This window comes from Bradyrhizobium elkanii USDA 76 (assembly GCF_023278185.1).
GTDB lineage: Bacteria > Pseudomonadota > Alphaproteobacteria > Rhizobiales > Xanthobacteraceae > Bradyrhizobium > Bradyrhizobium elkanii.
On the sequence record NZ_CP066356.1, the window covers coordinates 4,656,937 to 4,681,096 of the forward strand.

The 24,160-nt window shown below is 65.8% G+C and carries 25 protein-coding genes; 15 read left to right on the top strand and 10 right to left on the bottom strand.

All coding sequences use genetic code 11. The features are described 5' to 3' along the window. Positions 1 to 65 precede the first annotated feature (65 nt). Positions 66 to 1,079 carry an anthranilate phosphoribosyltransferase gene (gene trpD / locus JEY66_RS22600; protein ID WP_016841388.1) on the bottom strand — a complete coding sequence of 338 codons (1,014 nt, stop codon included), beginning with the start codon at positions 1,077 to 1,079 and terminating at the stop codon, positions 66 to 68. A 70-nt stretch (positions 1,080 to 1,149) separates the two neighbouring features. Next, positions 1,150 to 3,051: a peptidylprolyl isomerase gene (locus tag JEY66_RS22605; protein WP_026192806.1), complete on the bottom strand. Its 1,902-nt coding sequence runs from the start codon at positions 3,049 to 3,051 to the stop codon at positions 1,150 to 1,152. A gap of 241 nt (positions 3,052 to 3,292) precedes the next feature. Here JEY66_RS22605 and tpiA point away from each other — a divergent pair, with 241 nt between their 5' ends. Further along, positions 3,293 to 4,045: a triose-phosphate isomerase gene (gene tpiA, locus JEY66_RS22610; RefSeq protein WP_016841386.1), complete on the top strand. Its 753-nt coding sequence runs from the start codon at positions 3,293 to 3,295 to the stop codon at positions 4,043 to 4,045. A gap of 216 nt (positions 4,046 to 4,261) precedes the next feature. Here the strand turns inward: tpiA and JEY66_RS22615 are convergent, their stop codons facing one another. Then, the gene (locus JEY66_RS22615; RefSeq protein ID WP_016841385.1) at positions 4,262 to 4,792 is read right to left on the bottom strand and encodes a GNAT family N-acetyltransferase; all 531 of its coding nucleotides are present in this window, start codon (positions 4,790 to 4,792) and stop codon (positions 4,262 to 4,264) included. 3 nt (positions 4,793 to 4,795) lie between these two features. Beyond that, positions 4,796 to 5,362: a helix-turn-helix domain-containing protein gene (locus tag JEY66_RS22620; protein ID WP_016841384.1), complete on the bottom strand. Its 567-nt coding sequence runs from the start codon at positions 5,360 to 5,362 to the stop codon at positions 4,796 to 4,798. A gap of 204 nt (positions 5,363 to 5,566) precedes the next feature. On the opposite strand from JEY66_RS22620, the gene secG reads away from it, so the two are divergent. Both secG and JEY66_RS22630 read left to right on the top strand, forming a co-directional pair. Then, on the top strand, positions 5,567 to 5,956 hold the full coding sequence (gene secG / locus JEY66_RS22625) for a preprotein translocase subunit SecG (protein WP_026192805.1): 390 nt from the start codon (positions 5,567 to 5,569) through the stop codon (positions 5,954 to 5,956). Between the two features lie 167 nt (positions 5,957 to 6,123). Next, positions 6,124 to 7,755: a CTP synthase gene (locus JEY66_RS22630; RefSeq protein ID WP_018271822.1), complete on the top strand. Its 1,632-nt coding sequence runs from the start codon at positions 6,124 to 6,126 to the stop codon at positions 7,753 to 7,755. A 23-nt stretch (positions 7,756 to 7,778) separates the two neighbouring features. Here the strand turns inward: JEY66_RS22630 and JEY66_RS22635 are convergent, their stop codons facing one another. The 3 genes from JEY66_RS22635 to JEY66_RS22645 form a co-directional block, all read right to left on the bottom strand. After that, positions 7,779 to 8,441 (bottom strand): class I SAM-dependent methyltransferase, encoded by a 663-nt coding sequence (locus JEY66_RS22635; RefSeq protein WP_016848388.1) that lies wholly within the window; start codon positions 8,439 to 8,441, stop codon positions 7,779 to 7,781. Positions 8,442 to 8,654: 213 nt separating this feature from the next. Further along, on the bottom strand, positions 8,655 to 10,034 hold the full coding sequence (locus tag JEY66_RS22640; RefSeq protein ID WP_018271821.1) for a sensor histidine kinase: 1,380 nt from the start codon (positions 10,032 to 10,034) through the stop codon (positions 8,655 to 8,657). After that, positions 10,031 to 10,705, bottom strand: a complete 675-nt coding sequence (locus JEY66_RS22645; protein WP_018271820.1) for a response regulator — start codon at positions 10,703 to 10,705, stop codon at positions 10,031 to 10,033. Before JEY66_RS22645 ends, JEY66_RS22640 begins: the two co-directional genes overlap by 4 nt. A gap of 169 nt (positions 10,706 to 10,874) precedes the next feature. On the opposite strand from JEY66_RS22645, the gene JEY66_RS22650 reads away from it, so the two are divergent. After that, positions 10,875 to 11,201, top strand: coding sequence for an NIPSNAP family protein (locus tag JEY66_RS22650; RefSeq protein WP_018271819.1), 327 nt, complete (start codon positions 10,875 to 10,877; stop codon positions 11,199 to 11,201). 58 nt (positions 11,202 to 11,259) lie between these two features. On the opposite strand, the gene JEY66_RS22655 is transcribed toward JEY66_RS22650, so the two are convergent. Further along, entirely contained in the window at positions 11,260 to 11,595 is a 336-nt protein-coding gene (locus JEY66_RS22655; RefSeq protein WP_018271818.1) for a PAAR domain-containing protein, read from the bottom strand. Between the two features lie 165 nt (positions 11,596 to 11,760). On the opposite strand from JEY66_RS22655, the gene kdsA reads away from it, so the two are divergent. The 3 genes from kdsA (at position 11,761) to JEY66_RS22670 (ending at position 14,449) form a co-directional block, all read left to right on the top strand. Next, positions 11,761 to 12,618: a 3-deoxy-8-phosphooctulonate synthase gene (gene kdsA / locus JEY66_RS22660; RefSeq protein WP_018271817.1), complete on the top strand. Its 858-nt coding sequence runs from the start codon at positions 11,761 to 11,763 to the stop codon at positions 12,616 to 12,618. Positions 12,619 to 12,633: 15 nt separating this feature from the next. Then, positions 12,634 to 13,842, top strand: coding sequence for an MFS transporter (locus tag JEY66_RS22665; RefSeq protein WP_018271816.1), 1,209 nt, complete (start codon positions 12,634 to 12,636; stop codon positions 13,840 to 13,842). Between the two features lie 67 nt (positions 13,843 to 13,909). Beyond that, positions 13,910 to 14,449, top strand: coding sequence for a hypothetical protein (locus JEY66_RS22670; protein ID WP_018271815.1), 540 nt, complete (start codon positions 13,910 to 13,912; stop codon positions 14,447 to 14,449). Positions 14,450 to 14,480: 31 nt separating this feature from the next. Here JEY66_RS22670 and queF read toward each other — a convergent pair whose 3' ends face one another. Continuing rightward, the gene (queF, locus tag JEY66_RS22675; RefSeq protein ID WP_085964819.1) at positions 14,481 to 14,942 is read right to left on the bottom strand and encodes a preQ(1) synthase; all 462 of its coding nucleotides are present in this window, start codon (positions 14,940 to 14,942) and stop codon (positions 14,481 to 14,483) included. Between the two features lie 69 nt (positions 14,943 to 15,011). Next, the gene (locus JEY66_RS22680; RefSeq protein ID WP_018271813.1) at positions 15,012 to 15,995 is read right to left on the bottom strand and encodes a Vgb family protein; all 984 of its coding nucleotides are present in this window, start codon (positions 15,993 to 15,995) and stop codon (positions 15,012 to 15,014) included. Positions 15,996 to 16,169: 174 nt separating this feature from the next. On the opposite strand from JEY66_RS22680, the gene eno reads away from it, so the two are divergent. The 8 genes from eno (at position 16,170) to JEY66_RS22720 (ending at position 24,151) form a co-directional block, all read left to right on the top strand. Then, positions 16,170 to 17,453: a phosphopyruvate hydratase gene (gene eno / locus JEY66_RS22685; protein ID WP_026192804.1), complete on the top strand. Its 1,284-nt coding sequence runs from the start codon at positions 16,170 to 16,172 to the stop codon at positions 17,451 to 17,453. Positions 17,454 to 17,500: 47 nt separating this feature from the next. Then, on the top strand, positions 17,501 to 18,637 hold the full coding sequence (locus tag JEY66_RS22690) for a zinc-binding dehydrogenase (RefSeq protein ID WP_018271811.1): 1,137 nt from the start codon (positions 17,501 to 17,503) through the stop codon (positions 18,635 to 18,637). A 171-nt stretch (positions 18,638 to 18,808) separates the two neighbouring features. After that, positions 18,809 to 19,360 carry an NADPH-dependent FMN reductase gene (locus JEY66_RS22695; RefSeq protein WP_018271810.1) on the top strand — a complete coding sequence of 184 codons (552 nt, stop codon included), beginning with the start codon at positions 18,809 to 18,811 and terminating at the stop codon, positions 19,358 to 19,360. Positions 19,361 to 19,523: 163 nt separating this feature from the next. Beyond that, on the top strand, positions 19,524 to 19,838 hold the full coding sequence (locus JEY66_RS22700) for an FtsB family cell division protein (protein WP_026192803.1): 315 nt from the start codon (positions 19,524 to 19,526) through the stop codon (positions 19,836 to 19,838). Between the two features lie 162 nt (positions 19,839 to 20,000). Next, positions 20,001 to 21,020 (top strand): pyruvate dehydrogenase (acetyl-transferring) E1 component subunit alpha, encoded by a 1,020-nt coding sequence (gene pdhA / locus JEY66_RS22705; protein WP_018271808.1) that lies wholly within the window; start codon positions 20,001 to 20,003, stop codon positions 21,018 to 21,020. Positions 21,021 to 21,063: 43 nt separating this feature from the next. Beyond that, entirely contained in the window at positions 21,064 to 22,470 is a 1,407-nt protein-coding gene (locus tag JEY66_RS22710) for a pyruvate dehydrogenase complex E1 component subunit beta (protein ID WP_018271807.1), read from the top strand. A 5-nt stretch (positions 22,471 to 22,475) separates the two neighbouring features. Continuing rightward, positions 22,476 to 22,781 (top strand): DUF5076 domain-containing protein, encoded by a 306-nt coding sequence (locus JEY66_RS22715; RefSeq protein ID WP_018271806.1) that lies wholly within the window; start codon positions 22,476 to 22,478, stop codon positions 22,779 to 22,781. Positions 22,782 to 22,783: 2 nt separating this feature from the next. Continuing rightward, entirely contained in the window at positions 22,784 to 24,151 is a 1,368-nt protein-coding gene (locus tag JEY66_RS22720; RefSeq protein ID WP_018271805.1) for a pyruvate dehydrogenase complex dihydrolipoamide acetyltransferase, read from the top strand. The last annotated feature ends 9 nt before the right edge of the window (positions 24,152 to 24,160 follow it).

Here is a 24,160-nt window from a genome sequence, read left to right on the forward strand (position 1 = left end):
CGCTTAACGCCTTGCTTGCGCATGATCTGATTCGAAAAACCGGTTCCCACTTTTTCGGATCATGCTCAACCGTTCGAAACCGCGACCAGATGCTTCAGCCGCGCCGCGGCAGCGCCGCTGTCGAGCGACTGCGTGCCGATCGCGACGCCTTCCTTGAGGTCCTTGGCGCGGCCGGCCACGATCAGCGCGGCGGCGGCGTTGAGCAGGGCGACGTCGCGATAGGCGCTCGGCTTGCCCTGCAGCACGCTGGAGAGTGCGATCGCATTGGCATCGGCGTCACCGCCCTTCAGCGCCTCGCCGCCGACGCGGCCAAGGCCGGCGTCCTCGGGCGTCACCTCCGATGTCCTGATCTCGCCGTTCTCGAGCGTCGCAACGAAGGTCGGGCCGGTGAGGGTGATCTCGTCGAGGCCATCGGAGCCATGCACGACCCAGACCCTGTCGGAGCCGAGGTTCTTCAGCACCTGCGCCAGCGGCTGCACCCATTGCCGCGAGAATACGCCGACCATCTGCCGCTTGACGCCGGCCGGGTTCGACAGCGGCCCGAGCAGGTTGAAGATGGTGCGGGTGGCGAGCTCGACCCGGGTCGGACCGACATTCTTCATCGCCGGATGATGCGCGGGCGCGAACATGAAGCCGATGCCGGCTTCCTTGACGCAGCGCCCGACTTGTTCGGGCGTCAAATCGAGCTTGACGCCGAGCGAGGCCAGCACGTCGGCGGCGCCCGAGCGCGACGACAATGCGCGGTTGCCGTGCTTCGCCACGGGCACGCCGGCGCCGGCCACGATGAATGCCGCGCAGGTCGAGACGTTGACCGAGCCGGAGCCGTCGCCGCCGGTGCCGACGATGTCGACGGCCTCCGCCGGCGCCGTGACCGGCAGCATCTTGCCGCGCATCGCGGTGACGGCGCCAGTGATCTCCTCGACGGTCTCGCCGCGCACCCGCAGCGCCATCAATAGCCCGCCCATCTGCGAGGGCGTGGCTTCGCCGGACATCATGCTGTCGAAGGCGGACGCCGCCTCTTCACGCGTCAGCGTGGCGCCGGTGGCGACTTTTCCGATGATCGATTTCAGGTCGTCCATTCGCTGGCTCAGGGTCTGTTGTTGGAGCTTGATCGCCGCGCAGCGCGTCGTCGGGCTGTCCCGATCATGCTCAATTATTTGCGCCTGTCACCTGTGCGAAGGCTGCCTGGTTGATGGTCACACCGATATCGGACTCGATCTTCGTGACATATTGCGCGACCTGCTCGTCGCTGAGCGACCGCCGCAGCGCCTCGGTGAGCTGCTTGGCCGCGTCTGACGCGAAGTCCACCGGCGGCACCGTCACGTTGGTGACGCGGAAGACCACCCACTGGCTGCCGCCGGCGACCGAGGTCTGTCCGTCGCCGTCCTTGGCGGCCCGGAATGCGGCTGCAATCACGCCGGCCGGGACGGCAGGCAGCGAGGCCTCGCGGTTGAAATTCGCCGCGGTTTCGACCTTGACGCCGACAGCGGCGGCTTCGTCGGCGAGCTTGGCGCCGCTGTCGAGCTTCTGGACGATCTCGGTCGCCTTGGCGCGCAGCTTGGTGGAGGCCTGGTCTTCGCGCCATTTGGCCTCGACCTGGTCGCGAACCTCGTCGAGGCTGCGCTCGCGCGACGGCGTGATGCCGAGCACGTCGTACCAGACATAGCCGCCGTTGAACTGGATCGGGTCGTTGTCGACGCCGACGTCGCTGTTGAAGGCCTGCGACACCACGTCGAGACCGCGCGGGATGTTGGTCGCGACCTGGCCGTTCGGCAGCCGCCCGGAGCGATCGACCGCGTCGATGGTGATGGGGGTCAGCTTCAGCTTCTGTGCGGCTTCGACGACGCTGGCGCCGCCGCCGCGCTCGTCTTCCATCTTGTCGCGCAGCTCGGCGACCTTGGTGCGGGCGCGCTCGGAGGCGATCTCGTTCTTCACCTGCTGGGCGAGGCTTTCATAGCTCGGGGTCGCGCCGGGCTCGACCTTGCCGACCTTGACCAGCGCGACGCCGAAGCGGCCCTGCACCGGCTGGCTGACGTCGCCGGCGGGCAGGGAGAAGGCGGCATCGGCGACGGCCGGATCGAGGATCGCCGACTTTGCGACCAGACCGAGATTGACGTCGGCCAGATTGAGATTGCGCTCCTTGGCGATGTCGTCGAACGACGTGCCCGACGCGATCCGGCCGCGCGCGGCCTGCGCCTCGCCGGCGTCCGGAAACACGATCTGCGAGACCTCGCGCTTCTCCGGCGTGCTGAGCCGGTCCTTGCGCTCCTCGAAGATCTTCCTGGCGTCCTCGTCCGACACCGTTTCCCACTTGCCGATCTCCTCGGGCGTGATGGCGACGAAGGAGATCTTGCGGTATTCGGGCGCGCGGAACTGGGCCTTGTGGTCCTCGAAATAGGCGGCGAGCGCCTCGGGCGAGGGCGGATCGATGGTGCCGGCCTGCGCAGCGCCGAGCGTGATGTAGTCGATCGAACGCTGCTCGTTCTGGAACCGGGTCAGCGCCTCGACCAGCGATTTCGGCGGCTCGATCCCGGACGAGATGGTGCCGGCGATCTGCCGCCTGAGGCCAACGCGGCGCTGCTCGGCGATGTAGCGGCCCTCGGTATAGCCATAGTTGCGGATCACGGCCTGGAAACGCTGCGGGTCGAACTGGTTGTTGAGGCCCTTGAAGTTCGGATCGTTGTAGATCGCGCGCAGCACCTCGGCGTCGGACACGTTGAGGCCCATGCGGCGCGCTTCCTCGTCCAGCGCGGCTTCCGCAAGCGTCTGCTGCAGCACCTGGCGGTCGATGCCGAAGGCGCGCGCCTGGTCCGGCGTCAGCGGACGGCCGAACTGGCGGCCAAGCTGCTGCAGGCGGTCGGTATAGATCTGGCGGAACTGCTCGGCCGAAATCTCGGTCCCGCCCACCTTGGCGAAGGTCGACTGGCCAAACCCCTTGAAAATGTCGGCAATGCCCCAAATTCCGAAACTGACGATCAAAACGCCCATCACCACGGCCATAATCGTCTTGCCGAGCCAGTTTGATGAGGCTTTCCGCATTCCTCGAAGCATGGGTCCAACTTGTTTTACAGGAGGGGAACCGGGTCGTGCCCAATGGGGAGCCGAAAGTCGAGGCTTTTGTCCCGCAGCAGGGCGTCACCGGGTTGAAAACCCATCATAAAGTGGCCGAAGCGCCCCCGCAACCTTGGCCGCGCGGGCGGAAGCGTCGCACGGTGTGCGCGAAGCCGCGCTCTGGAAGTCGCCGCCCGGCTCTGGTAGCGCAGGGACACGCTTGAACGATGGGACATCCGACATGACCGACGCCATCCGGCCGCTGATCGCCGGCAACTGGAAAATGAACGGCCTGAAATCCTCTTTTGTCGAGTTCGACGCGATGCTGGCGGGCGCCGGCGATGTCGCCGGAAAGGCCGATCTCCTGGTCTGTCCGCCGGCGACGCTGGTCGGGGCCTTTGCCGACAAGGCGCGCGGCTCGAAGGTCGCGGTCGGCGCCCAGGATTGCCATCCGAAGGCATCGGGTGCCCACACCGGCGATCTCTCGGCGGAGATGTTCAAGGATCTCGGCGCGGTCGCGATCATCGTCGGCCATTCCGAGCGGCGCGCCGACCACGGCGAGACCGACGCCTTGATTCGGCAGAAGGCGGAGGCCGCCTGGCGCGCCCACCTGACCGCGATCGTCTGCATCGGCGAGACGCGCGAGCAGCGCGACGCCGGCAAGACGCTCGATGTCTGCGGCACCCAGCTTGCGGGCTCGCTGCCCGATGGCTCGACCGCGGCCAACCTGGTGGTGGCCTATGAGCCGGTCTGGGCGATCGGCACCGGCCTGACCCCGACGGCCAAGGATGTCGAGGAAGTTCACAGGTTTATCCGAGGTCAGCTCACCGATCGCTTCAAGGGCGAGGGAAACAGGATCAGGATCCTGTACGGCGGCTCGGTCAAGCCGTCGAACGCGGCCGAGCTGATGGCGGTCGCCAATGTCAACGGCGCGCTGGTCGGCGGCGCCAGCCTGAAGGCGTCGGACTTCCTGGCCATCGCGGCGGGGTGTTAGGGCCGCCCATTTCACAACGAGCTCTCACACCGTCATCCTGAGGAGGCCGCAACGCGGCCGCCTCGAAGGATCGACGGCCCGGCTGGTGGCCGTTCATCCTTCGAGACGCCGCTACGCGGCTCCTCCAGCGACAAAGGCTTCGCCTTTGCGCGGGGGTGACGGGATTGGCAGTGTTGCGCAGACAGCTGCCATCGGTATCTCTGTTTGGCTACGGATTCAGGCCGCAGCGGCGCCGATCCGCTTCCAATAGATCATCGTCCCGGTGAGGCCGCCATGCGGCTTCAGCGCGTAGTCCGGGATGACGCCGGTGAGCTGAAAGCCTTGCTTTTCATAGAGCGGTGCGGCGCCGTCGTCGACGGCGGTGTCGAGCACCAGCAGCGTGCGTCCGTGCTCGACGGCGAGCGCTTCGGCGGCGCGCAGCAATGCGGTGGCGACGCCGCGATGGCGGTGGCTGAGGTGCGTCATCATCTTGGCGATCTCGGCGCGGTGCGGCTGGTTCGGTGGCAGCTTCAGCAGCAGCGTCACGGTGGCGATCAGATCAGTGCCGTCGAACGCACCGAGCACTACTCGTTCGCCGCGCGCGGCGGCAGCAAGCGAGTCCTGCCAGAATGCGTCGGCGTCCTCCGGCGACAGCGGATGCATGAAGCTGACCGAGCCGCCGTTCGCGACGGTCTCGATCAGGAGCTCGCCAAGCGCACCGCGGATCTCGGGTCCGTCGATGAGCGGCTTGATGGCAAAATGCGACATGCATCAGCTCCGGGCCAGGGCGACCACATAGGTGCAGGAGGCGTTGGTCTCGTTGGCGAAGGTCGTCTCTGCCGGCGGTCCGAATCCGAGGCAATCGCCGGCGGCGAGCACGTGGCGTGCGCCGCCTTCGGTGATGACGACGCTGCCGCTGAGCACCCAGACCAGTTGGCGGATATGCGCGTAGGAGGAGGCGGGCAGGGTCACGGTCTGCTTCGGCGGCAGCTCGACCCGCACCAGCTCGACCGGATGGTCGGGACGGCTGAACACCTGGCGGCGCAGATAGCCGGTTTCCGGATCGCGCCAGACCGTTTGCGCGGCGGCGCGCGACAGCCGTTCGCCCTGGCCTTCGGCGCGCAACATCAGGCCGGCCAGGGTGAGATCGAAAGCCGAGGCGAGGCGTACCAGCACGACCGCGGTGGGGCTGACCTCGGCGCGCTCGATCTTGCTGATCGTGGCCTTGGAGACGCCGGCGCGCTCGGCGAGGTCGGCCAGTGACCAGCCCCGGCCATCGCGTTCGAGCCGGATCCGCTGCGCCAGGCGTTGGCTCAGATCGTCTACCAAAGTATCCATATATCTATTATAATAGAAACCGCCGGTTCCGGGCAAGGCCTGGCCGGTCCGTGATCGGCGCTGCTTGTGATCATCGACAGTGCGACTATCTCGGGGGTGACAATGCCCGGTGCAATCGTGTAACAGGGCGCGACTTCACGAAAACCGTAAAGCCGATAGCGCCGTTTGTCTGGCCGCTTGGCGGCTTGTGACGGAAGGCTTGCGATGCAGACTGTCGTTATCATTGTCCACCTCATGATTGTCGCCGTCATGATCGGCGCCGTGCTGTTGCAGAAATCCGAAGGCGGCGGCCTTGGCATGGGTGGCGGCGCCGGCTTCATGTCGAGCCGCGGCACCGCCAATCTGCTGACGCGGACCACGGCGATCCTCGCGGTGGGCTTCTTCATCACCAGCCTGTTCCTGTCCTGGTACGCAGGCTATGACCGCAAGCCGAGCTCGATCATCGGCACCGGCGCACCGGCGCAGACCCAGCCGGCCGGCGGCACGCCGATGAACGCGCCGACCTCGGGCGGCATCCTCGATTCGCTGAAGAAGGCCGACGAGCAGCAGGGGCAGCAGGCCCCGAGCGGTCCGCAGGCGCCACGGTCGCAATAAAGCAGGGTGGCCATGCAGGATGCCCCGCTGGCATCCTGCATCAGAAACCCCCATCAATGCTCTGAAATCGCTTCCAGTTTGATGCAACCCACAGCCCGGCGAATTGTTTGCCGGGAACAGCCGATTCGTTTTGCGAATCGGCGGAGTCGGATTAAAGGTAAAGTCCCATGGCGCGGTACATATTCATCACCGGCGGCGTGGTCTCCTCGCTCGGCAAGGGTCTGGCTTCAGCGGCGCTCGGCGCTCTGCTGCAGGCCAGGGGCTACAAAGTCCGCCTTCGCAAGCTCGATCCCTATCTAAACCTCGATCCCGGAACGATGTCGCCGTATCAGCACGGCGAAGTGTTCGTGACCGACGACGGCGCCGAGACCGATCTCGATCTCGGCCATTACGAGCGCTTCACCGGTCGTCCGGCCACCAAGGCCGACAACATCACGACCGGTCGGATCTACCAGGACATCATCTCCAAGGAGCGCCGCGGCGACTATCTCGGCGCCACCATCCAGGTGGTCCCGCACGTCACCAACGCGATCAAGGAATTCGTGCTCGACGGCAACGACGAGTACGATTTCGTGCTGGTCGAGATCGGCGGCACCGTCGGCGACATCGAGGGCCTGCCGTTCTTCGAGGCGATCCGCCAGCTCAAGAACGAGCTGCCGCGCGATCACGCGGTCTACATTCACCTGACGCTTCTGCCGTACATTCCAAGTGCCGGCGAACTCAAGACAAAGCCGACGCAGCACTCGGTGAAGGAGCTGCGCTCGATCGGCATCCAGCCGGACATCCTGCTGTGCCGCACCGACCGCGAGATCCCGAAGGAGGAGCGGCGCAAGCTCGGCCTGTTCTGCAACGTGCGCGAGAGCGCCGTGATCGAGGCGCGCGACGTCGACAACATCTACGCCGTGCCGGAGGCCTATCACGCCGCCGGCCTCGACGACGAGGTGCTGGCCGCGTTCGGCATCACCGCGAAGATTCCGCCGGCGCTGCAGAGCTGGCACGTCATCAACGAGCGCGTCCGCAATCCGGAAGGTGCGGTGACGATCGCCATCGTCGGCAAATACACCGGCATGAAGGACGCCTACAAATCGCTGATCGAGGCGCTGTCGCACGGCGGCATCGCCAACAAGGTGAAGGTCAATCTCGACTGGATCGAGAGCGAGGTGTTCGAGAACGAGGACCCGGCGCCGTTCCTCGAGCACGTCAACGGCATACTGGTGCCCGGCGGCTTCGGCCAGCGCGGCGCCGAGGGCAAGATCCGCGCGGCGCAGTTCGCGCGCGAGCGTGACGTGCCGTATTTCGGCATCTGCTTCGGCATGCAGATGGCGGTGATCGAGGCGGCGCGCAATCTGGTCGGCATCGAGGACGCCAACTCGACCGAGTTCGGCCCGACCAAGGAGCCGCTGGTCGGCCTGATGACGGAATGGCTGCGCGGCAACGAGCTCGAGAAGCGCTCGCAGAGCGGCGATCTCGGCGGCACGATGCGGCTCGGGGCCTATCCGGCGGCGCTCAACCGCGGCAGCCGCGTCTCGCAGGTCTATGGCGGCGCGACCGAGATCTCCGAGCGGCACCGCCATCGCTACGAGGTCAACACCGCCTACAAGGACCGCCTCGAGCAGCACGGCCTGCGCTTCTCCGGCATGTCGCCCGACGGCGTGCTGCCGGAGATCGTGGAGTACGAGGACCATCCCTGGTTCATCGGGGTCCAGTTCCATCCCGAGCTGAAGTCGCGGCCGTTCGAGCCGCATCCGCTGTTTGCCTCGTTCATCGAGGCCGCAGCGAAGCAGAGCCGGCTGGTCTAACCGAGCGGCCGCCAGCTGCGCCGTTACACGGCGCAGTCCTCGCTGGCCCGGCGTTCTTTCTTGATCGGTGAAACGTTTGCACCAGCCGCTGGCGTGCCGTCGCGCGTCATCAGCTTGTATTGCGGGCGTCGCGTCAGCCGGTAGACCGCGGCCGGCGGCACGTTGAGGATGGCGCGGTCGACCAGCGTGGCGCGCAGGCCGAGCCGGTCGAGGATCGGCCGCGGCACCGGGCAGCGCATGCCGTAGGTGAATTGATAGAACGCGCCGCCGGGACGCAGATAGCTGAACGCGCCGCCGACGATCGAGATGACCTTGCGCGGCGACATGTTGAGCAGCGGCAGTCCGCTGACGACGGCGCCGACCGGCGCGCCATCGTAGAGCCGCTCCGAGGCGAGGCGCGCCGCGTCCATCCACAGCACGCGCGCGCCGGGAAAGCGCAGCTGCAGCAGCCGCATGAAATCCGAGCCGTACTCGATCAGCGTGAGATCCTGCTGGCGCACGCCGCGCTTCAACAGCTGATAGGTGAATGCGCCGGTGCCCGGACCGAGCTCGAGCACCGGGCCGGTGTCGGCGCTGATGTCGCGCGTGATGAGTTCGGCGAGTGCTGCGCCCGACGGCGCAATGGCGCCGACGCGGCCGGGGGCCGCTATCCACGCCGTGAAGAAAGACAGCAGATCATGTGACATTGGGATTCCCAACAAAGTGTCGCGGCGCTTCGACTCAGATGCGAAGCGTGACGCCCTGTTTGCGGGAGCTGCATTGCGACAACATTGCGCGAGAGCCGTTCCGATTGAATCGGAACGGCTCTCGACTCTGGTTTCGATGCGGTTTTCTTCACGCGAACCGGTGCCCATCCCGCAGCGAGTGCGGGACAGGCTTCGCTCGAAAACGCTTCGGCATCACGACGCGAACGGCGCCGGCGGTAATGTGAGGCGGAAGCACGCGCCGCCCTTGGGACCATCGAGCACGGAGACGTGACCGCCGTGCAGCCTTGCGATCTCGCGCACCATGTTGAGGCCGAGGCCGGCGCCGCGGTCGAGCGGCGCGAGCCGATAGAACGGATCGAAGATCCGCGTGCGCTCGCCCTGGGGAATGCCGTCGCCTTCATCCGATACGTCGATCGTCGCGGCGCTGCCGACATGGATGGTGATGGTGCCGCGGCGGCCGCCGTGCTGGATGGCGTTCTGCACCAGGTTGGTGAGCGCGCGCTCCAGCGCCGCCCGATCGCCGGATGTTTCCACACGGTCGACCGAAGTATCGAGCGACAGCTCATAGCCGGCCGCGATCGCGAGCGGCGCAAGGTCGGCCGCGACATTGCGTGCGACCGCGACGAGATCGACGCGGACGAACGGATTGCGGCACTGGTCGAAGCGCTGGATGTCGAGCAGTTGCTCGGCCAACGTCGCAAGGCGTGCCGAATCCTCGAGCAGGCGGGTTTTCTCCGGGCCTGGCGGCAGCGACTCCAGCCGCGTGTTGAGGATCGCGATCGGCGTGCGCAATTCATGGGCCGCGTCGGCGACGAAGCGCTGGTGCCGGGAATAGCCGTCGTCGAGCCGCTTCAGCGCGTCGTTGATGGCGGTCACCAGCGGCGCCACCTCGAGCGGCAGATGATCGGCCGACAGCCGGCTGCCGCGCTGGCGGAAATCGATCCGGCGCGCTTCGTCGGCGGTGGTGTCGAGACCGGCGAAGGCGCGCTTCACCACCATCGGCGTCGCGATGAAGGTGGCGCATGCCATCAGGAAAAGGCCGGGCAGGGCAATGGCGAGGAATGCCAGCGTGGTGGCGAGCGCGGTCTTGACGCTCGACATCGGCCCCTGCGTCGCCGTGAGCACCTGCACGGGGCCGGCGTCCGAATTGACGCGCTTCAGCCGCGCCGGCGGCTTGCGCGGATCATCCTCGAACATCTGCCAGCCGAGCCGCGCCTGGCTGATCTGGTCGAGTGCGCCACCGATCCTGGCGAATTCCGGCGGCACCGCGCCTTCCGTCAGCGAACGGCCTTCCCGGTCGCGCACCAGGAACCAGAGGTCGGGCGTGTCGTCACGGAGCTTTTGCAGTTCGGCGGTCGGGCGCAAAATCAGATCGCCCTTGCCGTCGCGTGCGACCGCGCCCTGCACGATGGAAATCACATGATCCTCATCGCGCGGAACGATCAGGAAGCCGGTGGCACACAACGCGCTGATCAGGCAGACGATCAGCATGGCAAGCAGCAGCGCCTGCAGCGTCACCAGCCGCCAGCTCAGTTGCGAGCGCAGGCAATAGTGCTCGGCCTGTTCGCTCATGACGTTTGCTTCAACAGATAGCCGACGCCGCGGATGCTGTGGATCTCGACGCCGGCGTTGGCGTCGGCAAGCTTGCGCCTGAGACGCGAGACGTGCGCATCGAGCGCGTTCGACTGGATCTCGTCCTCGAAATTGTAGACGGCTTCCTCCAGCGTCGCGCGCAGCACGGTGCGGCCGAGGCGGCGCAGCAGCGTCTCCAGCACCAGCAGCTCGCGCCGCGGCAGCTCGAGCGGACGGCCGTCGACGCTGGCCTCGCGATGGCTGCAATCGAACGCCACGCGGCCGGCCCTGATGATCTCGAGCTGCAGTCCGGCCGGCCGGCGCAGCACGGCGCGCAGCCGCGCCAGCAGTTCTTCCACGGCGAACGGCTTGGCCAGATAGTCGTCGGCGCCGCTGTCGAGGCCGGTGATGCGGTCGGTGAGCTCGCCGCGCGCGGTCAGCACGATGATCGGGACGCCGTCGGCCTTGGCGCGCAGCTTCGGGATCAGCGTGAGGCCGTCGCCGTCCGGAAGCTGCCGGTCGAGCAGGACCGCGCCATGCACGTCGGCGGAGATCGCTTCCTCGGCCTCGGCAAGGTTCGGCACGTGGTCGACCACCATGTCGTAGCCCTTCAGCGCCTGCGACAGCGCCGCCGCCATTTCGGCCTCGTCCTCAACCAGCAGTATCCGCATGTCCTTGTGGGTCCAGCTCCTGAAGGCAGGTTTTAAGGCAAGTAACATTGCAACAACATTGCGGAAATGGCCGCCTGGCGCGAGCAGGGGTGCCATGTTGTCACCCCCTCAAGACAGTCCGGAAGGCGCTGGCTATAACCGCCCGCACACAAATCTGGGAGGACTGCCAATGATCTACGAGACCCGCGTCTATCGCTGCCTGCCGGGACGCCTGCCGGCGCTGCTCAAGCGCTTCGAGACCATCACGCTGAAGCTCTGGGACAAGCACGGCATCAGGCAGGCCGGCTTCTTCACGACGCTGGTCGGGGAATCCAACCAGGAGCTGACCTATCTGCTGGCCTGGGAATCGCTCGCCGAGCGCGAGAAGAAGTGGACCGCGTTCCAGACCGATCCGGAGTGGATCACCGCGCGCGCCAAGACCGAGGAGGACGGCCAGATCGTTCTCAACATCGTCAACCAGCTTCTGGTGCCGACGGCGTTTTCGTCGGTCAAGTGACGCGGTGGGCGCAGGGGGCGCGATGACGAGACTTCGTCGCGCCCTATAACCGGCGCGGCTATTGCGGGCAGCCGGACGTCTGGTCGCCCTGGGTCACCATCGGCTTGCCGTTGATGAAGACGCCGCGGCTGCCGGAGGTCGTCTTGCCGCCGCAATGCGTGCGATCTCCCATGACCACCGCCGGCTTGCCGTTGATCAGGACGTTGGGCACGCCCTCGACGAGCGCGCCGCCATTGCTGGTGGTATCGCCGCTGCGCGCCGCCGGCTTGCCATTGACGGTCACGCCGGTGGCGCCGCTGGTGACGACCCCGGGCTGGCTGCTGGTCTGGCCGTAGGCGAGGCCCGACATCGCCGACAGGGCGATGACGGCTCCGATCATCAGCGGGATGCGCATGTCTTCCTCATGGGAATCTGTTCCGCACCAGTTTATAGGCGCTGTTTGGGCGGGATTGTGTTAGCACGGCGCACCTACGGCGTCAGCGCAACCCCCTCATCGTGCCGGATGGCTTGATCCGTCCCGCCCGGGACTGCATGGTCGCCGGCAAAAGGATGCAGCATTTTGACCAATCAGGTTTCCGCGCCAGCCGCCGCGCCGATCGTTGCCGTCGGATCGGCCAAATTCGGCAATGCCTTGCCCATCTCGATCATCGCCGGTCCCTGCCAGCTCGAGAGCCGCGCCCACGCGCTTGAAGTGGCGTCCGCGCTGAAGGAGATCGCGGCCCGGCTCAAGATCGGTCTGGTGTACAAGACCTCGTTCGACAAGGCGAACCGCACCAGCGCGACGGCGGCGCGCGGCATCGGATTGGCGCAGGCGCTGCCGATCTTCGCCGAGATCCGGTCTTCGCTCGGGTTGCCCGTGCTGACCGACGTGCATGAGGCGACCCAGTGCGCCGATGTGGCGCAGGCGGTCGATGTGCTGCAGATCCCGGCCTTCCTGTGCCGGCAGACCGATCTCTTGCTGGCCGCAGCTGCGACCGGCAAGGTCGTCAACGTCAAGAAGGGCCAGTTCCTGGCGCCATGGGACATGGCCAATGTGGTCAGCAAGATCACCGGCGCCGGCAATGCCAATGTGCTGGTCACCGAGCGCGGCGCGTCGTTCGGCTACAACACGCTGGTCTCGGACATGCGCGCGCTGCCGATCCTTTCGCGCACCACCGGCGCGCCTGTCATCTTCGACGCCACCCATTCGGTGCAGCAGCCGGGCGGCAAGGGCACCTCGTCGGGCGGTGAGCGTGAATTCGTGCCGGTGCTGGCGCGGGCCGCGGTCGCGGTCGGCGTCGCCGGCGTGTTCATCGAGACCCATCCCGATCCGGATCACGCGCCGTCCGATGGCCCCAACATGGTGCCGCTCCGTGAATTCGAGGCGCTCGTCAGGCGGCTGATGCAGTTCGACGCGCTGGCGAAGACGGCGGCCTGACCGGCGGACAACGACATGACCGCAACCAGCGGCATGCCGCCGGCCCTCAACGTGATCACGCTGGCGACCTTCGCGGCGAGCCTGTCGGTTCGCGCGCTCGATCCGGTGCTGCCGCATGTCGCCGAGGATTTCGGGGTCAGCATCGCGACCGCGGCGAGCTTTGCCGCGGTGTTCGCCTTCACCTTTGCCGCGGTGCAGCCGGCGATCGGCGCCGCCGCCGACCTGTTCGGCAAGGCGCGGCTGATGACGATCTGCCTCGGACTGCTCGGTGTCGCCAACATCCTCGGCGCGCTCTCGACCTCGTTTCCGATGCTGTTCGTGACCCGCATCCTCGCCGGCATCGGCTCGGGCGGGGTGTTTCCGGTGGCGCTGTCGCTGACCAGCGATCTCGTCGGCCCGGACAAGCGGCAGCTTGCGATCGGGCGAACGCTGGCGGGGTCGATGACCGGCAATCTGCTCGGCGCGACGGCCTCGGGCCTGATCGGCGACTTCCTCGGCTGGCGCGGCGTGCTCGCGGTGCTCGGCGGCCTCGTGATCATCGTTGCGCTGGCGGTTGCGGCCGGCTTCCGCGGCGCCGCGCTCAATCGTCCGCCGCGCACCAGCCTGAAGGCGCTTCGCCACGGCTATCGCACCATCTTCACCAATCCGAACGCGCGGATCTGCTATTCGGCTGTTTTCATCGAAGGCTGCTGCGTGCTCGGGCTGTTTCCGTTCATCGCTTCATTCCTGTTCGAACTCGGCGAGACCTCGCTGTCGATCGCGGGCATCGTGATCGCGGGCTTTGCGATCGGCGGATTGCTCTACACGCTGACGGTGGCGCGCCTGCTGCCGTTGATCGGGGTGAGGGGGATGATGATCGTCGGCGCGACGCTGGTCGCTATCCAGCTCGTCGGCGTCGCCTTCGGGCCGCACTGGAAATTGCAGATGGCGAGCCTTCTCGTGATGGGCCTCGGCTTCTACATGATCCACGGCTGCCTGCAGGTGTTCGCCAGCGAGCTGTCGGTCGAGGCCCGCGCCACCGCGCTGTCGCTGCACTCGTTCTTCTTTTTCATGGGCCAGACCGTCGGCCCGATCGCCTACGGTTTTGGGCTGCAACACGCCGGCAAGACCGCGACGCTGGTCTCGGCCGCTGCCGTGATGGTGGTGCTCGGCTTTATCTGCGCGAGATTTTTGAAGCAGACGCGACCGGCGGATGCCGCGGCGCGGCCAGACGTCGAGCCGTAGTGATGGTACATATTTGATGAATATAAGCGTCGCCTCTTCAGGGACGCGGGTATCGAGAGGCTGAGGAATGCAAAACGCGTCAGTGGCCGCGCTTGCGTACGAATTTCTGTTCGAGGTTTATCGGAAGATGGATCTCGACCGAAAGCGCGGGAACATCAGGTCGCTCCCTGATGAAAATGGCACGCTACGCGAGGCCTTCCATCATGAATTCTCAAGTAACTGGGAGTGGCCGGGTGGTGTGCTGGAGCAACTCGGTGTTCTCAGGATTCTCCAACCAACGCGCGGCCTGTGGGGGCCGAATTTCTATCCCGTGATGACTTTGGATGAATGCTCCGTTGCCAACTTCTCGAAATTCGAAACTTTCGACAACTATTGCGTTGCAATGTCCTCTTTCGAGGTGCTGCATAGTCCTTCTGAATTCCGCGGGGAGGTCTATCTTCACAGTCGATCGCCTCACTTTCTGGACGCGGTCGCGTCCCAGGACGATATCTTTCTGATTCAGGACGACGGTCAGGTCAGGTTTGACCAGCGGCGCTTCAACGAGAAAGTCATGACACGTTGGGAAGAGCTGGAAGTTCGTCGCATCCATCCCAAAGGCGGTACTTAGGCTTCCAGGCAGCGGCGTTCCATCGACCCCGCTAGCCCCTTCCGCGATACGTCGCGACGCCCTGATCGGGAACCCAGACGCCCTTCGGCAGCCTTCCGGTCTGGAAGAACACGTCGATCGGGATGCCGCCGCGCGGATACCAGTAACCGCCGATCCGCAGCCATTTCGGTTTGATTTCCTCGACGATGCGCTTCCCGATCATGACGGTGCAATCCTCGTGGAAGGCGCCGTGATTGCGGAAGCTCGCCGCATATAGTTTAAGCGACTTAGATTCCAGGAGCCACCGGCCCGGCACATAGTCGAGCACCAGATGGGCGAAGTCCGGCTGGCCGGTGATCGGGCAGACCGAGGTGAATTCCGGGATAGCGAAGCGCACCAGATAATCCGTGCCGGCCTGCGGATTGGGGACGCGGTCGAGCACCGCCTTGTCCGGGCTATCCGGCCACGCGACGGCACGGCCGAGTTGCAGGGTTTTCTTCGCCATGGGCCTCATCCTTGTGAGAGAGGCCGAAATGAACGGAAGCGGGCGGTTCGTCAACCGTCCGCGTGCGGGGGCAGGGTGCTACGCGGGCGCGGCAGTCTGGATCAGGACCAAGCGGTCTTGGCCGGATTCACAGCCCCAGACCTCGCCGGGCCGGCCATCGAGTTGCCGGACATTTGCGCCGGCGCGGTCGCTCGGAAAGGCGTTGAAGGTCGCGCCCACCGGATCGAAGCGCATGATCGCGTTGGCCGAGAAATCGGTGAGCCAGACCTTGTCCTTGTCGTCGACATAGACGGCATAGGTCCGTGGATTGCTGCCGGGTAGCTTCCAGGCCCTCCACGTCGCGTCGGCGGGATCGTGCACCGACACGTTGCCGCTGTTCCATTCGCTGACCCAGATCCGCCCCCGCGAATCCGACCACACCCGTCGCGCGCCCTGTTTCGGCGTCGGCGGCTGGACCACGCTGGCGTTGCCGGTCGCACGGTCAATCCGTGCGATATAGCTGCCGGCAAGCGAGGCGTACCAGATGTCGCCGTTTGGGGTCACGGTGACGCCGTAGGGGCCGACGCCGCGCGGTGCCTCGAACACCTTCATCTCACCGGATTTCGGATCGAGCCGGCCGTAGAAGCCGGACTGGCCGGTGAACCAGTAGACGCCGCGCTTGTCGAACACACCGGTATTGAGATTGGCGTCAGCGGCTTTCTCAGGCAGGCGGAACAGCGTCACCTTGTGGTCGCCGGGGTCGACGCGGGCGATCGCATTCTGCCCGCCCTCGGTTACCCATGGCGCGCCGTCGGGGCCGATCGTGACGCCGTGCGGGGCCGCACCCTTGCCGAGGCTGACCAGCTTGACCGCACTGTCGCGCGGATTGAGCCGGCCCAGCGCACCGCTGCGCTGGCCCGTGAACCAGACGGTGCCATCGGGCGCCGGCGTGACATCGTGCAGGCCGGTCCCGGCATCGACGTTGAAATATTTCACCCGGAACGGCGTCTGGGCATCCTGCGCCTGCGCTCTCGTGGTCAAAATCGCGGCAGTGGTGGAGGCGAGAAACTGGCGACGGTTCATTGCGTTATCCCGGCTTCGTGAAACAATGGGCCAGCACGCGAAGGTAATCCCCAACAGCATAAACCCACCACATTGCACCGTCAGACGGGCCGGGTGGGCGGGCCGTTCACATTTGCTTGCGCGCCGTGTATGACGCGGCGCATCAGCCAACCCCATATCGAGAAAGAGCACGTCATGACTGACATCGTCGACATCATCGGCCGCGAAATCCTTGATAGCCGCGGCAACCCCACGGTCGAGGTCGATGTGGTGCTGGAGGATGGGTCAATCGGTCGCGCGGCGGTGCCGTCGGGCGCCTCCACCGGCGCGCATGAGGCGGTGGAACTGCGCGACGGCGACAAGTCGCGTTATCTCGGCAAGGGCGTCGAGAAGGCGGTTGCCGCCATCAACGGCGAGATCTACGAGGCCCTCAGCGACCAGGCCGTCGAGGAGCAGGTCGCGATCGACCAGATCATGATCGAACTCGACGGTACGCCGAACAAGAGCCGGCTCGGGGCCAACGCCATCCTCGGCGTCTCGCTGGCCTGCGCCAAGGCCGCCGCCGAATCCTTCGACATGCCGCTGTATCGCTACGTCGGGGGCACCTCGGCGCGGACGCTGCCGGTGCCGATGATGAACATCATCAATGGCGGCGTGCACGCCGACAATCCGATCGACTTCCAGGAATTCATGATCCTGCCGGTCGGCGCCACGTCGTTCGCCGAGGCGCTGCGTTGCGGTTCGGAAATCTTCCACACGCTGCGCGGCGAACTGAAGAAGGCCGGCCACAACACCAATGTCGGCGACGAGGGCGGCTTCGCGCCGAACCTGCCGTCGGCCGACGCCGCGCTCGAGTTCGTCATGAACGCGATCGGCAAGGCCGGCTACAAGGCGGGCGACGACGTCGTGCTCGGCCTCGACTGCGCCTCGACCGAATTCTTCAAGGAAGGCTCCTACGTCTATGGCGGCGAGAACAAGACCCGCTCGCGCTCCGAGCAGGTGAAGTATCTCGCCGATCTCGTCGGCCGCTATCCGATCGTCACCATCGAGGACGGCATGTCGGAGGACGACATGGACGGCTGGAAGGAGCTGACGGATGCGATCGGCAAGAAGTGCCAGCTGGTCGGCGACGACCTGTTCGTCACCAACGTCACCCGGCTTGCCGACGGCATCAAGCACGGCCGCGCCAATTCGATCCTCGTCAAGGTCAACCAGATCGGCACGCTGACCGAGACGCTTGCGGCGATCGAGATGGCCTACAAGGCCGGCTACACCGCGGTGATGTCGCATCGCTCCGGCGAGACCGAGGACGCCACGATCGCCGATCTCGCGGTCGCCACCAATTGCGGGCAGATCAAGACCGGCTCGCTGGCGCGCTCCGACCGCACCGCCAAGTACAACCAGCTGCTGCGCATCGAGCAGCAGCTCGGTACCCAGGCGAAATACGCGGGCAGGGCGGCCTTGAAGGCGCTGGCGTAGCGCCCCAACTTGATCGGGACCCAACAAACGCAAAAAGGGAGGTCGGGATGAGCGACGGCAAAAGCGGTCTGCAACTGCGTTCGCTGCTCAAGAAGAATGGCGAGCTGGAGATATCGCTGGTCAATGTCCCGACCCCCGAGCCCGGCCCCGACGAGGTCGTGGTCCGGGTCGAGGCGACCCCGATCAATCCGTCCGATCTCGGTCTTCTGATCGGCCCGGCCGACATGTCGGCCGCCAAGGTCTCCGGCAGCAAGGAATTGCCCGTGGTGACCGCGCGCGTGCCGGAAGCGGCATTGGCGGGCCTCGCCGCGCGGCTCGACGAGTCCATGCCGGTCGGCAATGAAGGTGCCGGCGTCGTGATCAGGACCGGTTCATCGGATGCGGCGAAAGCGCTGATGGGCCGCACCGTCGCAATGATCGGTGGCGCGATGTACGCGCAATACCGCACGCTGCGCGTCAACGAATGCCTGCCGCTGCCCGACGGCACCACGCCGGCGGAAGGCGCGTCCTGCTTCGTCAATCCGCTGACCGCGCTCGGCATGACCGAGACGATGCGGCGCGAGGGGCACAAGGCGCTGGTGCACACGGCGGCAGCGTCCAATCTCGGCCAGATGCTCAACAAGATCTGCCTCAAGGACGGCATCGGCCTCGTCAACATCGTGCGCAACAAGGAGCAGGCCGACATCCTGCACAAGATCGGCGCCAAGCATGTCGTCGATTCCTCCGCGCCCGATTTCATGGACAAGCTCACCGGCGCGCTGGTCGAGACCGGCGCCACCATCGCCTTCGATGCGATCGGCGGCGGCAAGCTCGCGGGCCAGATCCTGGTCGCGATGGAGACCGCGATCAACAAGACCGCCAAGGCCTATAGCCGCTACGGCTCGAATGTGCACAAGCAGGTCTATGTCTACGGCAGCCTCGACACGCGCTCGATCGAATTGCCGCGCGGCTTCGGCATGGCCTGGGGTGTCGGCGGCTGGCTGCTGTTTCCGTTCCTGATGAAGATCGGTCCGGAGGCCGGCAACAAGCTGCGCCAGCGCGTGGTGGCCGAGTTGAAGACGACCTTCGCCAGTCACTACACCAAGGTGGTCTCGTTGCAGGAGACCCTGCAGCTCGACAACATCGCGGTCTACAACAGGCGCGCGACCGGCGAGAAATTCCTGATCAACCCGAACAAGGGCTGAGGATCGAAACGCAAAGGGCCGTCGCGACAGGGGCGGCCCTTTTGCTTTGCATAGACCAATTCGGTGAAACGCTGCGTTTCCGGAACTGGACGATCCATGCACTTGCATCTTTCCTGGTGCGCCGGTAGGTGAGGGTCACCAGTTTCACGCGCAACCCGAGGGGAATTTGCTATGGCCTATCACATCGTCACCATCGTCGGCAGCATCCGCAAGCAGAGCTTCTCGCTCAAGATCGCCAATGCGCTGGCCAAGCTTGCACCGGCGTCGCTGAAGCTCGATGTGACGACGCTTCAGGAAATTTCCTTCTTCAACCAGGACCTCGAGGCCGCGCCGCCGGCGGACTGGCTCGCCTTCCGCGAGAAGCTGCAGAAGTCGAACGGCGTGCTGTTCGTGACCCCCGAATACAACCGCTCGATCCCGGGCGTGTTGAAGAACGCCATCGACGTTGCCTCGCGGCCCTACGGCAAGAGCTCGTTCATCGGCAAGCCGATCGGCATCATCGGCAATTCGCCCGGACCGCTCGGCGGCGTCAACGCGGTGAAGCACCTGCAGAACATCCTGCCGGGCATTTCCGGCCCGATCCTCGGTCAGCCCGAAACCTATCTCAACGGCGTCGGCGATGCCTTCGACGACAACGGCGAACTGACCAAGGAGTCGCTCGAGGGCGTGCTGCAGCAATATCTCGACGCCTTCGCGGCCTTTATCGAAAAGCAGAACCGCTGAGCAAGAGTCCCGTTCCGATTGAATCGGAACGGGACTCTGAACTTGTCTTGACGCGTTTTCTTCACGCGAACCGGTATCCATCCCGGATCAAGTCCGGGACAGGCTTCGCTCGAAAACGCTCCGGTTCAGCGTTCGTTAACCCCATGGCCGCATGCTCGCGGCCATGGTTTCCCGCACACGCCTCAAATCGATTCTGACCGGGCTCGCCCTCTATACGCTGGCGGCGCTGATGGTCGGCTATTTCGGCGTCAACGCCTACACCGGCAAATACGGCTTGAACGCGCGCCAGGAGCTCGATCAGGAGATCATCGCGCTGACCTCCGAGCTGGCGCGGCTGAAGAAGGAGCGGGCCGAGGGCGAGCAGCGGGTGTCGCTGCTGCGGTCGGACCGGGTCGATCCCGACATGCTGGACGAGCGCGCGCGCTTCCAGCTCGACTACGCCAATCCGCGCGATCTCGTTCGGATCAACAAGTACTGACGACGCGTTCTCAAATTTCAAAATCACACGCGCGCTATCACAAAAATGTCGCGCTGCGCTGCAGTGCGGCATAGCAAAATTCCATCGGGCGAACGCAATCCTTCCAAGGCGATTTGAGTTGGGTTAGAGAGGGTTCTCCGACTTCTCTCACCCGGAATTGCCATGGCCGCACCCAAGAAAAGCGTCGCAAAAGAATCAGGGCAGGAGAAGGCCGGCTCTCCCCCCGAATTCACCAAGGAGCAGGAGCTCAAGGCACTGCGGGACATGCTCCTGATCCGGCGCTTCGAGGAGAAGGCCGGTCAACTCTACGGCATGGGTGCGATCGGCGGGTTCTGCCATCTCTATATCGGCCAGGAAGCGGTCGTGGTCGGCATGCAGATGGCGCTGAAGCCGGGCGACGAGGTCATAACCGGCTACCGGGACCACGGCCACATGCTGGCCTGCGACATGGAAGCCAAGGGCGTGATGGCCGAATTGACCGGACGCCGCGGCGGCTATTCCCGCGGCAAGGGCGGCTCCATGCACATGTTCAGCAAGGAGAAGCACTTTTACGGCGGTCACGGAATCGTGGGCGCGCAGGTCTCGCTCGGCACCGGCCTTGCGTTCGCCAACCGCTATCGCGGCAACGATAACGTCAGCGTGACCTATTTCGGCGACGGCGCGGCCAACCAGGGCCAGGTCTACGAAAGCTTCAACATGGCGGAGCTGTGGAAGCTGCCGGTGATCTACGTGATCGAGAACAACCGCTATGCGATGGGCACCTCGGTGTCGCGCGCATCGGCCCAGCAGGATTTCTCCAAGCGCGGCGCCTCCTTCAACATTCCGGGCAAGCAGATCGACGGCATGGACGTGCGCGCGGTCAAGGCCGCCGCCGATGAGGCCGTGGCCTGGTGCCGCGGCGGCAACGGTCCGATGATTCTGGAGATGCAGACCTACCGCTACCGCGGCCACTCGATGTCCGATCCGGCCAAGTACCGCACGCGCGAGGAGGTCGAGAAAGTGCGTCACGACCAGGACCCGATCGAGCAGGTGCGCAACCGCTTGCTGGCCTCGGGCGTCAGCGAGCAGGAGCTGAAGGCGATCGACGCCGAGGTGCGCGAGATCGTCAACGCGGCCGCCGACTTCGCGCAGCACGATCCGGAGCCGGATCCGGCCGAGCTCTACACCGACATCTACCGCTGACCCACCGCGCAGACGAATTTCAAGACCGATTTCGGGAGCCGATATGCCCATTCAAGTGCTGATGCCTGCGCTGTCGCCCACCATGGAGAAGGGCAACCTCGCCAAATGGCTGAAAAAGGAAGGCGAGACCATCAAGTCCGGTGACGTCATCGCCGAGATCGAGACCGACAAGGCGACGATGGAGGTCGAGGCAACCGACGAGGGCACGCTCGGCAAGATCCTGATTCCGGAAGGCACCGCGGACGTTGCGGTGAACACGCCGATCGCCACCATTCTGGTCGACGGCGAGAGCGCAGCCGACCTCGCCAAGGCGCCGGCGGCACCAGTGCCGCAGCCGAAGGCCGCCGAGGCCGCGCCGGCCGAAGCCAAGGGGGATGCAAAGGCGGAAGCGCCGCAGCCCGCGGCGAAGGCGCCGGCCGGGCCCGCGACCGAACCGCTGCCTGATCCGGAAATCCCTGCGGGGACCGAGATGGTCACGCAGACCATTCGCGAGGCGCTGCGCGATGCGATGGCCGAGGAGATGCGCCGCGACGGCGACGTCTTCATCATGGGCGAGGAGGTCGCGGAATATCAGGGCGCCTACAAGGTGACGCAGGGCCTGTTGCAGGAATTCGGCGCCCGCCGCGTGATCGACACGCCGATCACCGAGCACGGCTTTGCCGGCGTCGGCGTCGGCGCGGCGATGGCGGGCCTGAAGCCGATCGTCGAGTTCATGACCTTCAACTTCGCCATGCAGGCGATCGACCAGATCATCAACTCCGCCGCCAAGACGCTCTATATGTCCGGCGGCCAGATGGGATGCTCGATCGTGTTCCGCGGCCCGAACGGCGCCGCCGCGCGCGTCGCCGCGCAGCACAGCCAGGACTACGCGGCGTGGTACTCGCAGATCCCGGGCCTCAAGGTGATCGCGCCGTATTCGGCCGCCGATTACAAGGGCCTGCTGAAAGCCGCGATCCGCGATCCCAATCCGGTGATCTTCCTCGAGAACGAGGTGCTGTACGGCCACACCGGCGAGGTGCCGAAGCTGGCTGATTTCGTGGTGCCGATCGGCAAGGCGCGGATCGCCCGCGCCGGCAAGGACGTCACCCTCGTCTCCTGGGCGATGGGCATGTCCTATGCGCTGAAGGCCGCCGACGAACTCGCCAAGGAAGGCATCGAGGCCGAGGTGGTCGATCTGCGCACCATCCGTCCGATGGACACCGAGACCATCATCAACTCGGTGAAGAAGACCGGCCGCGCGGTCACGGTCGAGGAGGGCTGGCAGCAGAGCGGCGTCGGCTCCGAGGTTGCCGCGCGCATCATGGAGCATGCCTTCGACTATCTGGACGCGCCGGTGGCGCGCGTCTCCGGCAAGGACGTGCCGATGCCCTATGCCGCCAACCTCGAAAAGCTCGCTCTGCCCTCCGTCGCCGAGGTGGTCGCTGCCGCCAAGGCCGTATCCTACCGGTAACGCCGATGGCCGGTCCCAAGGAGCAGCCGCTGCCGCCTGACGTGATGGGCCGCGACGATGCCATCGAGGTGCTGCGCGCCTTCGTCGTCGATGGCGGCCTGTCGATCGCGTTCCAGCGCGCTTTCGAGGAGCCGGACATGTGGGGGCTGATGCTGGTCGACATCGCCCGCCACGCCGCGCGCGCCTATGCGCGCGAGAGCGAATACACCGAGGACGAGGCGCTCGCGCGCATCGTCGAGATGTTCGAAGCCGAAATCGCCCGGCCGACCGACATGGGCCAAACCAAACCGCGGTCGCAACAAGGTCACTGACAATGCCGATCAATATTCTCATGCCCGCGCTGTCGCCGACGATGGAAAAGGGCAACCTCGCCAAGTGGCTCAAGAAAGAGGGCGACAAGGTCAAGTCCGGCGACGTGATCGCGGAGATCGAGACCGACAAGGCGACGATGGAAGTCGAGGCAGTCGATGAAGGCACGATCGCCAGGATCCTGGTGCCCGAGGGCACGCAGGACGTGCCGGTCAACGACGTCATCGCGGTCATGGCCGGCGACGGCGAGGATGTGAAGGCGGCGGCCAGCGCCGGAGCAGGCGCAGCACCGGCGGCGAAACCCGCCGAGGCGCCGAAGCCGGCTGCCCAGGCCGCGGCGCCGGCGGCGGCTCCCGCACCGGTCGCGACGCCTGCACCAAAGCCGGCCGCAGCGCCCGCAGCGGCGCCTCAGGCCGCTGCACCCGCCGCGCAGGCCAACGGCCACGCCCGCGTCTTCTCATCGCCGCTGGCGCGCCGGCTGGCAAAAGAAGCCGGCATCGATCTCGCCCGCATCACCGGCACCGGCCCGCATGGCCGGGTCATCGCGCGCGACGTCGACGAGGCCAAGTCCGGCAAGGGCCTGAAGGCGCCGGCGGCCGCGCCCGCCGCGGGCCCGAGCATCGCGCCGTCGATGTCGGACAAGCAGATCCTCGCGCTGTTCGAGCCGGGCTCCTACGAGGTGGTGCCGCATGACGGCATGCGCCGCACCATCGCGCAGCGTCTCACTGCCTCGGTGCAGAACGTCCCGCACTTCTACCTCACCATCGACTGCGACATCGGCAAGCTGCTCGCCGCGCGCGAGGAGATCAACGCCGCAGCGCCGAAGGACAAGGAGAAGAAGCCGCTCTACAAGATCTCGGTCAACGACTTCGTCATCAAGGCGATGGCGGTCGCGTTGCAGAAGATTCCGAACTGCAACGTCAGCTGGACCGAAGGCGGCATGCTCAAGCACAAGCATTCCGACGTCGGCGTCGCGGTGGCGATGCCGGGCGGCCTGATCACGCCGATCATCCGCAAGGCCGAGACCAAGACGCTCTCGACCATCTCCACCGAGATGAAGGATTTCGCCGCGCGCGCCCGCGCCCGCAAGCTGAAGCCGGAGGAATATCAGGGCGGCACCACCGCGGTCTCCAACCTCGGCATGTACGGCATCAACCACTTCACTGCCGTGATCAATCCGCCGCATGCCTCGATCCTCGCGGTCGGCACCTCGGAGGAACGTCCGGTGGTGCGCGGCGGCAAGATCGAGATCGCGCACATGATGAGCGTGACCCTGTCGTGCGATCACCGCGCGATCGACGGCGCGCTCGGCGCCGAACTGATCGGCGCCTTCAAGCAGCTGATCGAAAACCCCGTGATGATGATGGTGTGACGGGCATCC